10 protein-coding genes are annotated in these 12,726 nt (G+C 59.1%); 8 read left to right on the forward strand and 2 right to left on the reverse strand.

Annotated elements, in window-relative coordinates:
* Positions 1 to 107: 107 nt before the first annotated feature.
* Genes GT003_RS23450 through GT003_RS32300 form a run of 3 tightly spaced genes read left to right on the forward strand, consistent with a single transcriptional unit; the run spans position 108 to position 1,178 of the window.
* Complete coding sequence (locus GT003_RS23450) at positions 108 to 836, forward strand: glycosyltransferase family 2 protein (RefSeq protein ID WP_161702467.1); 729 nt, start codon at positions 108 to 110, stop codon at positions 834 to 836.
* Positions 826 to 1,014 carry a hypothetical protein gene (locus GT003_RS23455; RefSeq protein ID WP_204798947.1) on the forward strand — a complete coding sequence of 63 codons (189 nt, stop codon included), beginning with the start codon at positions 826 to 828 and terminating at the stop codon, positions 1,012 to 1,014. The genes GT003_RS23450 and GT003_RS23455 overlap by 11 nt, the downstream gene beginning before the upstream one ends.
* A complete protein-coding gene (locus tag GT003_RS32300; protein ID WP_204798946.1) occupies positions 1,005 to 1,178 on the forward strand; it encodes a hypothetical protein in 174 nt (57 codons plus the stop codon). The genes GT003_RS23455 and GT003_RS32300 overlap by 10 nt, the downstream gene beginning before the upstream one ends.
* A 339-nt stretch (positions 1,179 to 1,517) precedes the next feature.
* On the opposite strand, the gene GT003_RS23460 is transcribed toward GT003_RS32300, so the two are convergent.
* Entirely contained in the window at positions 1,518 to 2,075 is a 558-nt protein-coding gene (locus GT003_RS23460) for a helix-turn-helix domain-containing protein (RefSeq protein WP_161702469.1), read from the reverse strand.
* 165 nt (positions 2,076 to 2,240) lie between these two features.
* Between GT003_RS23460 and tdh the strand changes: the two genes are divergently transcribed.
* Together tdh and GT003_RS23470 are read left to right on the forward strand one after the other, a co-directional pair.
* Entirely contained in the window at positions 2,241 to 3,329 is a 1,089-nt protein-coding gene (tdh, locus tag GT003_RS23465) for an L-threonine 3-dehydrogenase (RefSeq protein ID WP_161702471.1), read from the forward strand.
* A complete protein-coding gene (locus GT003_RS23470) occupies positions 3,322 to 4,503 on the forward strand; it encodes a glycine C-acetyltransferase (RefSeq protein WP_161702473.1) in 1,182 nt (393 codons plus the stop codon). Before tdh ends, GT003_RS23470 begins: the two co-directional genes overlap by 8 nt.
* Positions 4,504 to 4,879: 376 nt before the next feature.
* Here the strand turns inward: GT003_RS23470 and GT003_RS23475 are convergent, their stop codons facing one another.
* Positions 4,880 to 6,418 (reverse strand): glycoside hydrolase family 31 protein, encoded by a 1,539-nt coding sequence (locus tag GT003_RS23475; protein ID WP_161702475.1) that lies wholly within the window; start codon positions 6,416 to 6,418, stop codon positions 4,880 to 4,882.
* Positions 6,419 to 6,689: 271 nt separating this feature from the next.
* Here GT003_RS23475 and GT003_RS32610 point away from each other — a divergent pair, with 271 nt between their 5' ends.
* The 3 genes from GT003_RS32610 to GT003_RS33065 are packed head-to-tail and all read left to right on the forward strand — an operon-like array spanning position 6,690 to position 12,725.
* Entirely contained in the window at positions 6,690 to 9,476 is a 2,787-nt protein-coding gene (locus GT003_RS32610) for a DUF4832 domain-containing protein (RefSeq protein WP_161702477.1), read from the forward strand.
* A gap of 4 nt (positions 9,477 to 9,480) precedes the next feature.
* Positions 9,481 to 11,007 (forward strand): ABC transporter substrate-binding protein, encoded by a 1,527-nt coding sequence (locus GT003_RS23485; protein ID WP_161702479.1) that lies wholly within the window; start codon positions 9,481 to 9,483, stop codon positions 11,005 to 11,007.
* Complete coding sequence (locus GT003_RS33065; RefSeq protein WP_161702481.1) at positions 11,004 to 12,725, forward strand: histidine kinase; 1,722 nt, start codon at positions 11,004 to 11,006, stop codon at positions 12,723 to 12,725. Before GT003_RS23485 ends, GT003_RS33065 begins: the two co-directional genes overlap by 4 nt.
* Position 12,726: the final 1 nt, after the last annotated feature.

Consider the following 12,726-nt stretch of genomic DNA (forward strand, 5'->3'; position numbering starts at 1 on the left):
CAGGAGGATGGACGAGCGATGAAGATTATCGTGAACGAGAAAGAGCTGCGTTTCATTTCGTATATCCGGCTGCTTTGACCATCTAGAGGACAAGGGAGGAGAGGCAATTGTCGTTTCAACGTGTACCGGGATTGGTCAGTGTTGTCATCACCGTCTACAACAAGCTTCCCTATCTGGCGGAGTGCTTGAACAGCCTGCTCGATCAGACCTATGGGAGCTGGGAGCTCATTCTCGTCGACGATGCATCCACGGACGGGTCGTACGAATTCGTCATGAATTGGCTGAACGGCAACGAGCCGTTATTGCGGGAAGGCAAGGGAATCTACGCGATCCGGCTGCCGCGCAATGCGGGCTACGCCGGCGCGATAACCGCCGGCATGTATTTGGCCAAAGGCGAGTATATCGCCATCCAGGACGCGGATGATCTGTCCCATCCGGAGCGGCTTGCCAGACAGGTCCGTTATCTGAAAAACAATCCGCACCTCGAGCTGCTCGGCACGAACTACGAAGTATTCGAAGACGGGCATCCGGAGCGCCGGATGCCGGTGTATTGGCTCAAATACGGCGAGCAGATCGGGAAGGTCTACGCGGCAGGCGGGCATTGCATCTGCCACGGAACGGCGATGTTCCGAGGGACGGTGTTCGATCGCATCGGCGGACATACGAGACGCATCGAAGGCGCGGAGGATTACGAATTCATCGCGAAAATCATCCATGCGGGAGCGAAGAACGTGGACAATCTGCGGGAGGTGCTGTATTACCACCGCAAGCATCAGAAGCAGCGCTCGCGCAATTATTTCGGCAAGTCGCAGAAGGAGCAAGGCCATGATGCGTAATCGGATCCGGCTGCTGATGGTGATGGACAGCTTGGCCGTCGGCGGTACGGAAACCTATGTGCTGAGCCTGGTGACAGCTTTCCCGCAGCTCGGCATCCTGCCTGTCTATGCAGGCGGATCCGGCGGATGTACGAGGCCTTCGCTCGCGCGGGATGCCCGATCCATCGCATGGATTTGACGGCGGAGCAGCTGCTGGACCCGGCACGTCAGGTGCAGGCGGAACGCGCGCTTCCGCAGATCATGCGCAGCCGGAAGATTGACGTGGCTCAAAATGCTCCTATTGGTTGGCTAACGATTGTGAGGATCGCTATTCGGCTCAAAATGCCCCTTTTAGTCGGCTAACGATTGCCAGAAGGCTTATTGTAAGATTTCCCCGTGCAAATCAGCCCATCTTCGCCCAATAGCATCTGTCACAATCGTTAGCGTTTCATAAGCGGCATTTTTCGTGGAATAGCCACGCTGGCAATCGTTAGATTTCCGTCGGCATTCAGTCGCACGTTCGGCAGCTTAATGGTGCTCCCAGAGGCCAGGCTAGATGAATTAATGCCGTTTGGCAGCAGCTTGCCGGATTCCCATCATGTGCATTGCGATGGCTTACCCTTTGAAACATCAAAAAACCGCTCCGATGCCGGAGCGGTTTTTTGCGTTGGCTGCAATCATTGAAGGCGAGTCGGAGCAGCCTCAGGCCGGGTAGTAAATCAGCGTGTAATACGCGCACGCTTCGTCCGTGACGTTCTCGTAAACATGGGGCTGATCCGCGGTGAACCGAAGCGCGTCCTTGCCGTCGAGATCGTACGTCTCGTTCAATATCGACAGCCGCAGCTTCCCCCGCACCATCAATATGTATTCTTCGACGCCCTCGTGATGCGCTTCGGATGCATGCGTGCTGCCCGGCTCCATCTGAACGGAGTAGATCTCGAACTTCTTCTTCTGTTCGAACGGAATCTGAGGGAAAGAGCGGTAGCCTTGCTCCGCGAGCAGGGGCTCGAGGTCGTCGAAACGGATATGCGTGACGGTGCTGCGGTCCTCTTCGATCAGGGACGTGAAGGAAATATGCAGCCCGTTGACGATTTTCCAAATGATCGAGATGGTCGGATTGGAATCGCCGCGCTCGATTTGACCGAGCATGGCCTTGCTGACGCCGGTCAGCTCCGCGACCTGATCGAGGCTGAGCATCCGCGCTTTGCGGATGTTTTGCAGATTTTTGCCGATCTTCTTATGAATCTGTTCGTGCTCCATAGTTCCTCCTTGAGAGCGATCATGGTCCCCATTATACCGGATTGCGATGCGGGAGGAAAATTTTTTCGTTTTCCTATGTACAATATAGCGTACGTATGTATATTATAGTGGTATAGATAATAACGCATTTTTGTGCAATATATTATACATCCGGAGGCGAAAGTCATGGCGGCAACGATGATGGGGTTGGTCAAAGCGACCAGAGGGCCTGGCGCGGAATTGCTGGAGGTCCCGGTTCCGGTCTGCGGACCGGACGAAGTGCTGGTGCGGGTCAAAGCGACTTCGATCTGCGGCACGGACGTTCACATCTATAAATGGGACGCGTGGGCGGAGAGCGCGGTCGTGACGCCGAACGTCTTCGGCCACGAGTTCGCGGGCATCGTCGAGCAGGTCGGCGAGCAGGTGAGGCATGTGCGCGCCGGCGATCATGTATCCGCGGAAGGACATATCGTCTGCGGCCTGTGCAAAGCTTGCCGGACCGGCAATTCGCACGTCTGCCGCCATACGAAGAGCTTCGGCATCTCGGCGCCGGGCTGCTTCGCGGACTATGCCATCGTGAAAGGCGCCAACGTCATCCCCAACCCGCCGGAGATGCCGTTCGAGCTGGCCTGTCTGCAGGATCCGCTCGGCAACGCGGTTCAGACGGTGTTGTCGGGCGATATCGTCGGCCGGTCCGTCGCGATCATCGGCATGGGGCCGATCGGTCTCATGGCCGTCGCCGTGGCCCGAGCCTGCGGTGCCGGCCGCGTGATCGCGGTCGATATCAATCCCTACCGGCTAGAGCTGGCGAAGACCATGGGCGCGGACGATGTCATCAACAGCGCGGCAATCGCGATGGAAGCCGCAGTCATGGACCTTACCGACGGCGAAGGGGCAGAGGTCGTCTTGGAGATGTCGGGCCATCCGGACGCCATACGCAGCGGGTTCGAAGTCGCGGCTCCCGCCGGACGCGTATCGCTCCTCGGCATTCCGACGAAGGAAGTGTCGCTCGACTTGTCCCGCCATATCATTTTCAAGGGATTGCGAATCGAAGGGATTACCGGCCGCCGGATGTATCAAACCTGGTACCAGCTCAAAGGACTGCTCGATCGCCATCGCATCGACTTGTCCCCGCTGATCACGCACCGTTTTGCCCTGCGCGACTACGAGGAGGCATTCGATCTGATGGCCCGGGGCATGTGCGGCAAGATCGTGTTTCTGCATGATGCGAACGAATCCACTACAACGACGAAGGAGCGGCTTACTTATGTCTAAATGGGATGCAACGTTGGGAGAAGAATTGCGGCAGCTGAAGAAGGAAGGCCGCTATCGCCCATTGACGGTTTGGAGCGGCGGCTCGGGCACTCGGATGGAGCTGGACGGCCGATCGTATATCCAGATGTCTTCGAATAATTATCTCGGACTCACGGATCACCCGGCATTAAAGAAAGCCGCCATCGATGCCGTTGACCGGTACGGCGTGGGCAGCGGGTCGGTGAGGACGATTACGGGAACGCTCGATATCCATCGCGAGCTGGAGCTTCGGCTGGCCGAATTCAAAGGCACGGAGGCGGCGCTCGTATTCCAGTCCGGATTCACGACGAATCAAGGCGTACTGGCTTCTATTCTCGGTCCGGAGGACGTGGTCATCAGCGACGAATTGAACCATGCCAGCATCATCGACGGCATTCGGCTGACCAAAGCGGCTCGGAAAATCTACGCGCACAAAGACATGGAACAGCTCGAAGCGGTCCTGAAGGAAAGCGCGGGCTTCAAGAAACGGCTCGTCGTCACGGACGGCGTCTTCAGCATGGACGGGGATATCGCGCCGCTGCCGCAAATCGTGGAGCTGTGCGAGAAATACGATGCCTTCGTCTACGTGGACGATGCCCACGCGAGCGGCGTGCTCGGCAAGAACGGCAAAGGCTCGACCGACCATTTCGGCCTGCACGGCCGCGTTCATATCCAGGTCGGCACGCTGTCCAAGGCGGTCGGCGCCGTCGGGGGTTACGTGGCCTGCGATCAAGTTCTGAAGGATTATCTCATCCATAAAGCCCGGCCGTTCTTGTTCAGCACGTCGCAAACGCCGGCCGTCGCGGCAACGTGTTTGGCGGCGATCGAGGTGCTCAAGCAAAGCGGGGACTTGATCGACAAGCTGTGGGACAACGCGTCTTATTTCCGCGCCAAGGTGCAGGAGCTCGGCTTCGATACGGGGGCGAGCGAGACGCCGATCGTGCCGGTCATCGCGGGAAGTCCCGCGGACACGATGACGTTCTCCGACATGATGCGCGAGGAAGGCATCTTCGCGCAAGGGATCGTCTATCCGACGGTGGCGCTCGACAAGGGCCGGCTGCGGTTCATCGTCACCGCGAAGCATACCCGCGGGGAGCTGGACGAGACGATCGCAGCGTTGAAGAAGTGCGGGGAGAAGCTGAATTTGATCCGTTAGCCGGAATGCTAGCCTATCGTGCGGGTTCGTGCGCGGTGGGGAGGGAAAGAGGCGCACGCGGTGCGCCTCTTTCCCATGCGTAGGCGAGAGAAGGGGGCGGCGGAATCTTGAACTCGCCGGTCATGGAAGGGACAGGGGCAACGCATGGCGAAACCTTTAAACCAGCCGACAAAGAGGTGCACATGGCGCACCTCTTTGTCGGCTTCGGAGGTTATCCGTCCAAATAGTTTATGAGCGTAATACGCGGAACGAACTAGTTGGATTTCCAATCAGGCGGCGTATGACATGAAGTACGTACCGCGAATCAGTTGGTTGCTCGCTCGCCCATGAAGTATAGAGTAGAGGTTATGCCAATCCGCGTTCCCTCTTTCGAACGTTAATCCACCTTGCGATACCACGGCAGGCGGGCAAGCGGCGCCTCCACGCGCAGCTCGGCCGGGCCTGCGATGACGCTGCCGTCGTCTCCGGCCCAGCGGCCATCGGGGAAACGGACGATCCGCGACGTTATCCCTTTCTCCAGCACCGGCGCGACCAGGACTCGTTCGCCCAGCAGGAATTGGTCCTGGATGTTCTCGTAGCCGCGGTGCGGATACGAGAATTCCATGCTTCGCAGGATAGGCAGTCCGTCCTCCGCCGATTGCCGCGCGAGCTCCGCGATTTCCGGCCCAAGCGCCGTTCGCAGCCGAACGGCATCGAGGCACCACGCGAGCTCGTCGTCCCGCAGCACGCGCCACGGAGCCATGGAAAACTGCATGACGGGAAACAAAACCGAGCATTGGACATAACGAACAAACAGCTCGCTGTCGAAATGGAAATCGGGCGAGTTGATATCCCCGTCCATCCCCCCGCCGATCATATCCGGGCAATTATAAGCGTATCCGAGCAGTCCTTGGGCGATGGCATTCGGGATAAGTCCGGATAACCCGTACCGGTCCCAAGAATGGTGCTTGTCCCGCTGGCGCTGGATGAGCGGTTGTCCGCCGAGCTTCCAGCACATGCGAAGCTCGCTTAGCGGGTAACCGATGCCGAGACGGGCATACGCTTCGCAATCTTCCATGACGCTCAACGGGCGGCTCCAGGCAACCGGCCGCAGGACATCTTCCGCATCCGGAAGGATCGGTTCGCCGGCGTCGAGCTTGAAGCCGTCCACGCCGTAACGGGCGATCAGCCGATCCAATTGCGCTTTAAACCAAGCTGCCCCCGTTGCTTTCGTATAATCGACCACGGCGCTGTAACCGTTCCACCAGCGCCGAATGAGCGGGCTGCCGTCGATGCTTCTCATCAGCATATCGTTCGCGAGCAGCTTTTTGTATGCCGTGCAATCGGCGCTCACGTAGGGGCATACCCACAGCATGACTTTAAATCCCATTCCGTGCAGCGTATCGACCATCGCCTTCGGATCGGGAAACCGGAACTTATCGAAATCCCACATCCCGTAGTCCCTCATCCAGTTATCGTCGATGATCAGAATTCCGGGCGGCATGCCGTTATCGAGAATCGCTTGGGCGTAACGGAGGATCTTCTCCTGCGTCGGCTCGTAGAACATCTCGACCCACGTGCAGTACTGCGGAGCCAGGAAGGCCAGCGGGTCGGGCATGAGGCCGGATGGCGGAAAATGCGTGCTGCTCGCATGAAGATAAGCGCCCTGCAGCGATTCGTGGCCTTCTTCGACCGTTACGCGTCCGTCCGCGCGCGAGATCGTCAGTCCCGCGTCGTCGATGCGGAACGCGAACGGTTCTTCGCTCCAGATATAGCGTCCTTGATTGGATATCAATAACGGCGATGCCTGATTGTCGTCCGTGTTCCTGAGGTCTCGCGCATACGGCTCGTCACCATACGGCATGCAGACGCCATCGTTAATAACGCCGCCCCACCAATACTCGCCGGGTAATCTCTTCAGTTCGATCTCATCCATGTCGTAGCGCTCCTTATCCATACTGGGCCTGCGGGGAAGCTCCCCGTTTGGTAATCATTATGAAGAGTCGTCCGGCTTCTGCAAAGACGTTCTTAAGTATGGGGCCGCAATCTTAAAAATGGGGCATCGGATGCCTTGCCGCTCGGGTCATTGCGCAGCCCCCACGTCCTGCATGTATTAAAATGTTGTCGCTTTTCTTAAATTCTCGGCATCGCGGCTTCTTTCTCCCTGTGACAAAATGAGAGAGAATCCAAAGCCGAGGAGGAGAATAATGGGAAGAAGAAAAGCAGGAGCGATGCTGTGCGCGGCGGCGCTGTCCGCATTCGCGTGGTTCAGCGGAGGCGCGGGGCCGGGCGGCGGCGAGGCGCAAGCGGCGATCGGGCCGATTACGGTGAGTCTGACGGAAACGCCGGAAGCGTTCAAGAATCCGGTGATGGGCTTCCGTCCGTCCCGGTACATCAACGAAAGCTCGTTTTCCGACCGCGAATACGCGGACATTTACAAGCATTACATCAAGTACACGGATCTCGAGACGGACGCGTCGGATTCGGTCCAGAAGATCAAGGATTGGAGCAATACCGCCTGGGCGGGCATCGAGAGCAAAAACATCAAGGTCGTCCCGCGCGTCGTCATCGTCTATCCGGGAACCGGGGAGTTCTGGCCGAACGGCGTGACCCACGGCGATCCGGTAAACCAGTGGCTGTCGGAGACGCTGAAATCCCGTCTCGTCGCCTTCATCGGCAAGCTCGGCCAAGCCTGGGACAACGATCCCCGCGTAGCGTTCGTCGAACTCGGCTTGTACGGAAATTGGGGCGAAACCCACATCTACCCGAACAAATTCGCCGACGGCACGGACCGCATTCCGCTCAGCTTCCAGACGGCGCTCGGCGATGCGTACACGGCGGCGTTCCACAACAAGAAAGTGCTCGTGCGTTACCCCGAGACGTTCACCGCGTACAACTTCGGCATTCAATGGGATTCCTTCGCGCTGCCTGACGATGCCGTCGGCGGCAACGGCGAAATCGCCCGCGACACCTGGCGGACGCAGATCAACAGCGGCGAGGTCGCGTACGATTGGGGAGACCAATCCAACCTCGGGGGCAGTCCCGACGGCACGCTTGGCAGCGTCTCCCACACGAATTACGTGATCGATTGGATCATGAACACCCATACGTCCAGCTTGGGCTGGATCTCGGACTATAACGCGGGCAACGCCTCCGTCGAAACGGGAGCGACCGCGATGCAGAAGGTGCTCGGGTACCGTTACGTGCTGAATCAGGCTACGTTCACCGGCAACGTGACGCCCGGAGGGGCGATGAACGTGTCTTTCCAGGTCGTGAACAAAGGCTCGTCGCCGTTCTATTATAATTGGCCCGTCGAGGCGAGCTTGCTGAAGAGCGACGGCAGCGTGGCGTGGAAAGGCTTGTTCCAAACCGACATCCGGAATTGGCTGCCCGGCACGAATTGGAACAGTGCGTCCCGCGCGTACAACCAAGCGCCGGCGATCAATACTGTGAACGGGGCGTTCACGATCCCGACGAGCGTGCCGAACGGCACCTATACGCTGGCGCTATCGATTCTCGATCCGTCGGGCTGGAAGCCGAGCGTCCGGTTCGCCAATACGAATTATTACGCGGGCGGCCGAACGCCGATCGGCAAGGTGGGCATCGGCACGGACCCGGCGAATCAGAGCTTGGGCACGTTCGCCAGCTTGAAGTCGGACAACACGCTGGGCTACAGCCTGCAGAGCGGCGCTTACGACGGCGGAACTAGCGGCGGCAGCGGCGATGCGCAGGCGCCGACGGCGCCTTCCAATCTGGCCTCGACCGGTAAAACGGCAAGCAGCGTCAGTCTGGGCTGGTCCGCGTCGACGGACAATGTCGGCGTTACCGGCTACGATATTTATCGCGGCGGCAGCTACGCGGGTTCATCCGCGGGAACTTCCTATACGGACACGGGGCTGCAAGCGCAGACGGCTTATACGTACACCGTAAAGGCCAAAGACGGGGCAGGCAACGCGTCGGGCGCCAGCAATTCGGTGACCGTGACGACCTTGGCCGCCGGAGGCGGGGGAACGACGGTCACGTACGAAGCGGAAGCCTCTGCGAATACGCTTGCCGGCGGAGCGGCGGCGGCGGCATGCGGCACATGCTCCGGCGGTTCGAAGGTCGGATACGTCGGCAACAACAGCGGCACGCTGCAATTCAACGTCATCAACGCGCCGGCCGCAGGCACGTACGCGCTGACGATCTCCTACTTGAACGGCGATGCCGCAAGATCGGCGCAGCTCAGCGTCAACGGCGGCGCCGCTGCCAGCGTGAGCTTCCCGAGCACGGGCAGCTGGAGCACGGTAGGGACCGTGCAGACATCCGTGCAGCTCGCCGCGGGGAACAATACGATCAAATGGTCGAATGCGAGCGGCTGGGCGCCGGACTTCGACCGGATTCAAGTGAATACCGGCAGCGGCGGCGGGGCGGATACGCAGGCGCCGACCGTGCCGGCGAACGTCGCCGTGACGTCCGCGACGTCGAGCAGCATCGCGCTCGGCTGGAGCGCTTCCGCCGATAACGTGGGCGTGACGGGCTACGACGTGTACCGGAACGGCAGCTTGGCGGGGACGACCGCGGCAGCGGCCTATACCGATACCGGTCTCGCTGCCGGTACGACGTACAGCTATACCGTGAGAGCCAAGGACGCGGCGGGCAACGTATCGGCGGCCAGCGGCTCCGCATCCGGTACGACGACCGCATCCGGAGGCACGTCGCTGCTGCTGGACAACTTCGATAATGCGCCGGCCTGGCCGAGCAGCAACGATCTGGGCAAGTGGACGGGCGCCAACGGATTCGTGAACGGCTCCGGCGTCATCGAGAGCGGCGCAGTGAAGCTGCAGTACAACAACGACGGCTGGCTGGGCAGCGACGTGACGCAGAGCATATCCGGGTACAGCAAACTGATCGTGGCTTTCCGGACGCCCGCTCGGCATTTAGGTCCGGTGGTTCATTTATACGGAAAGCCGTGTTATCTTGAAGTGGTTGATGGGCAATCGGGGGAGGCATAGAGAGATGAATAGAAGCAATCGTATTTTCGCGTTCGCGTTGATGCTGACGGTCGTTGCGCTGATCTCGGCGTGCAGAGGCGAGACGGGCGATGACGTCTCCGAGAACCAGGACTCCGCGGACGTGCCGCAGCCGTACGTGACGTTGAAAATGATCATGCCCGGCGACGAGTCGGCCCGCATGCGGGAGTTCGTCGACAACGAGCTGAACGAACGCCTGAAGAACGAATTGAACATGAAGCTGGACCTGACGTATATCCCCTGGTCGGACTACCAATCCAAGCTCGAACTCGCGCTGTCCACCGGCGAGAACTACGATCTCTTCTGGTACGGAACGCCGTTCGTCCCGGAATACAAGGCGAAGAACTACATCCAGCCGCTGGACGCGCTCCTGCGAACATACGGGAAGGATCTGACGCGCAACATTCCGGCGGATAACTTCAAGCAGGACGAGATGGACGGCAAGCTGTGGGCGATTCCTTCCCAGGCGTTCACGTCGGCGGGGAAATTCACGTCGGTCATGGTTCGCCAGGATCTGCTGGAGTCCGTCGGCATGAAGAGCATTCGGTCGATCGCGGATTTGGAAGCGTTTTATTCCAAGATGCACGCCGTGGATCCGAGCTACTACGGGTATTTGGAAACCGACCGCGGGCAGGACGTGCAGTGGCGGGAGCAGTCGGAGGAACCGCTCACGTTCCTGGACGAGAACCAGATGTTCGCCGTGAACGAACGGACCGGCCAGCTCGTGGACTATTTGCAATCCGATCTGTACAGGAAGGTCGTGCAGGTCCGGGAACGCTGGGTGGACATGGGGCTGATCGACAAGAGGCTCGTCGGCAATCTGGCCGCGAACATCGATCAAGAGGACGCGGGCAAGCTGCTGTTCCGGGTCGGAGCCGTGTCCCGGGCCATGGAGAACCTGCAGACGGTGCAGAACGCGGACGCCGGCGCCAAGCTTCGGGAGTATTACTTGTCCCCGGACAAGCCCAAATACATCGTGGCGCCTTCCAACGAAGCCTATATGATTCCGGTAGACGCCGTGCATCCGGAACGCGCGATGCAGTTCATGAATTGGATCCTGCAAAGCAAGGAGCATTACAATTTCATTATTTACGGCGTGGAAGGCAAGGACTACCGCATCGAGAACGGCAAAATCAAGCTGCTGACGAACGACCAGTTCATGTACGAGTGGATGTGGCGGAACAAAAATTATTTTATGGCGACGACGAGCGTCGACGACTCCGTCGTGCAGGATATGCTGCATAACGACGATAACGCGAGAATCTCCCGCCTATTCGGCTTCCATTTTAACCAGGAGCCGGTGAAGAACGAGTACGCCAACGTGCTCGCGGTCTACAACGAGAAGTTCGTTCCGATCAACATGGGCATCGTCGGCTACGACGAACAGTTCGGCGGCGCGATGAGCGCGCTGAAGAAGGCCGGCTACGATCGCGTATGGAACGAGCTGCAGCGACAGTACCTGGCCTTTCGGGCCGGTCAGACGTCCCGCGCGGATCAGGGGGAACCTAGGTGAAATCCAGCATATTCACGAACATGGTGATCGCGCTGCTGCTGCTGCTGACGCCGATCATCTCGCTGTACGCGTATTCGAACCATACGAGCTCGAGCGTCCTGACGGGGGAGATCGTGAAGGCGAAGCGCACGCAGGTCGAGACGTTCGTCGGGCAGCTCGCCGGGATGTTCGGCCAATTCGATTCCTATCAGAAGATGCTGTACGAGAGCACGGAGGTCCGGAATCTGGCGTATCCGGACTTGCTGAGCGACGATTTGCTCCACTACCGCACCTTGAAGACCGTGTCCGAGGAGATCATTCGGTTGGCGGGCTACGGGGGATGGAAAGGCGTCATCGCGGTCGTCTACCCCAAGACGGGCATGGTGATCAAGAGCAATTCCAGCCTCGGCGCCATGCCCGTCAGGCTTCCGGACAAGGACGGGTTCTGGAGCTACGAGAAGAATCCGAAGGGCGATTCGTATTTCATCGAGACGATCTCCAATCCGGCCAAGAACGCCAAGGAAGAAGAGGCGGACCTGACGGTCGTCGCGAAAGTGGACGAAGGCGAGATCAAGAGCGATCTGTCCGAGATGAAGAACAACGGACTGGAGGACCCGTTTCTGTACAAGCCGGGCTATTCGCCGATCTATAACTATACGGCGAACCAGGCGTTGATTCGGGAGATGCTGCCCAAGCTGAATCCGGACGGCGCGGACGGAAGCTTCGAGCCGCTGCTCATCCGCACGAGCGAAGGCGCCTATCAAGTGCATATGGACATGGTACAGCCGCTGGGCTGGTATTTGGTGGACTACGTGCCGATCGGCACCATCATGGCGCCGATCGAGCGCAACCAGACGATGTTCTACGCGATCAGCGGGATGATGCTGTTCATGGCCTGCATCCTCGGCTTTATTCTCTACCGCAGCGTCCGCATTCCGTTCCGCAAATTGATGCAGGGCATGAACTTTATCGAGAAGGGCATCTACACGAGCCGGATGAAGGATCCTCCCAAGGGGGAATTCCGTTACTTATATCAACGCTTCAACTCCATGGCCGCCAGAATCGAAGAGCTGATCGAGGACGTGCTGAAGGAGCAGATCCGGACGAAGGAAGCGAACGTCAAGCAGCTGCAGTCGCAGATCAATCCGCATTTTCTCTACAATACGCTGGCGTATATCAAAAGCATGGTAGAGCTCGGCGAGAAGGAAGCGGCCGTGTCGATGACGATGAACCTCAGCAAGTATTACCGTTATTCGACCAAGCTCAGCATGAGCCTGGCGACGCTTCGGGAAGAGCTGGAGCTGATCGTGAATTATTTGGACATTCACCGGATGCTGACGGACGATTTCGAGTACGAGATCGATATCGATCCGGTCATGCTGGACATGATGATTCCCCGCTTGCTGCTGCAGCCGCTCGTCGAGAACGTGATCGTGCACGCCTTTCGCAAACCCGTGCAGTACGGGGCCGTCCGCATCCGGGGACGATTGGAGGCGTCGGGCCTCGCGCGGCTGTCGGTCGAGGACAACGGACCGGGCCTCGCGCCGGCGCAGTTGGAGCTGCTGCAGGCGAAGATTCGCAATGCGCCCAGCGATCAGATCGATTCCGGCCTGCAGAACGTTCACCAGCGGCTGATGCTGCTGTTCGGCAAGAGCTCGGGGCTCTCCTTCGGCGTATCCGAAGAGGGCGGCTTATGCGCGGAATTGGTATGGCAAGTACCGGACAACGAACCGCTATGAC

Origin of the sequence: Paenibacillus sacheonensis, from assembly GCF_009909195.1 — a bacterium.
Classification (GTDB): Bacteria; Bacillota; Bacilli; order Paenibacillales; family Paenibacillaceae; genus Paenibacillus_Z; species Paenibacillus_Z sacheonensis.